Source organism: Allobosea sp. NPDC055332, from assembly GCF_053645455.1.
The window spans coordinates 1-1,099 of the sequence record NZ_JBSHMO010000040.1 but is presented as its reverse complement, the minus strand read 5'-3'; the positions used below and the strand labels follow the sequence as shown (position 1 = coordinate 1,099).

Genomic DNA, 1,099 nt, shown 5'->3' with positions numbered 1-1,099 from the left:
TTTTGTCCAGTATTCTCCGGATACAGGGCAGATGGTTGCATCAGGGGATTATCTCGATGTAACCACTCCACAGATTGAGGCTGGTACAGGCGCATCATCTTTTATTGTTACGGGGACGGCACCGGTAACGCGGGCAAGCGATATGGTTACAGTTCCGATTAAGAATAATCTTTATAATCTTCCTTTTACGGTTCTTTGTGAGGTACATAAGAACTGGTATAAAACGCCAAATGCAGCACCGCGTGTTTTTGACACATACCGGCATCAGGCAGATGCGGGGATCGTAATGGGGTTTGGTTCATCAGGTGGGTACGACGGTTTTCCGTATTGCGATATAGGTGGTTCAGACCGACGAATAAATGAAAATGCCGGGCTGGAAAAAATGCTTATTGGTATGCGGGTAAAGTCCGAACGGTCCACATGTGTAGTCAGTAACGGTAAGTTAAGCAGCGAAACTAAAACCAAATGGGAATATATCCGGAGTACAGCAACCATTCGCATTGGTGGACAAACTACAGCAGGATTACGCCATTTATTTGGGCATGTGAGGAATTTTCGTCTCTGGCATAAAGAGCTAACAGATGCGCAGCTTGGGGAGGTTGTGGAGTGAGAGATTTCACGTTGCGTTTCAGTGATAAAGCAGATTTCAGGGCATTTCTCAGGAAACTTAACTGGGAAGAGGACGAAGAGCTGCAGAATGCCGTTCTGGTTGATGAGATTGGTTTTACGTTCAGGGAGACAGATGTTTCTGATGACGGAGAACCAGAATACACGCGAAACGAAGGGTACTTTGTTAATATCCGTCTTCTTGACGATGGATTTGATGATTCCGTGTTCCGTGAGTGGGTGGTTACACCAGAGCGCCCGCTCAGGGAGTGGTTTTAAGGATAGCAGATGGATATCACGTCGATACTTCATGCGCTTTGTGCCGTAGCGGTGCAGGTACTGGCTGGTCTTTTTACCGGAAACTGGGCTTACGGTGCGATAGCCGGTTGTACGTTCTTCATTGCGCGTGAACACACCCAGGCAGAATATCGCTGGATTGAAATGTTTGGGCATGGCAAGAGGATTAACATGCCGTGGTGGGGCGGTTTTGATC

General features: G+C 47.4%; 3 protein-coding genes. All 3 read left to right on the top strand.

What is annotated here, in order from left to right; genetic code table 11:
- Positions 1 to 610: hypothetical protein (locus ACWIGM_RS31550; protein WP_454029867.1), on the top strand; the 610-nt coding region annotated here is incomplete at its 5' end.
- Positions 607 to 885 carry a hypothetical protein gene (locus ACWIGM_RS31545; RefSeq protein ID WP_001204581.1) on the top strand — a complete coding sequence of 93 codons (279 nt, stop codon included), beginning with the start codon at positions 607 to 609 and terminating at the stop codon, positions 883 to 885. The genes ACWIGM_RS31550 and ACWIGM_RS31545, both read left to right, overlap by 4 nt.
- A gap of 9 nt (positions 886 to 894) precedes the next feature.
- The coding region (locus ACWIGM_RS31540) for a hypothetical protein (RefSeq protein ID WP_139731367.1) at positions 895 to 1,099 on the top strand (205 nt) is incomplete at its 3' end.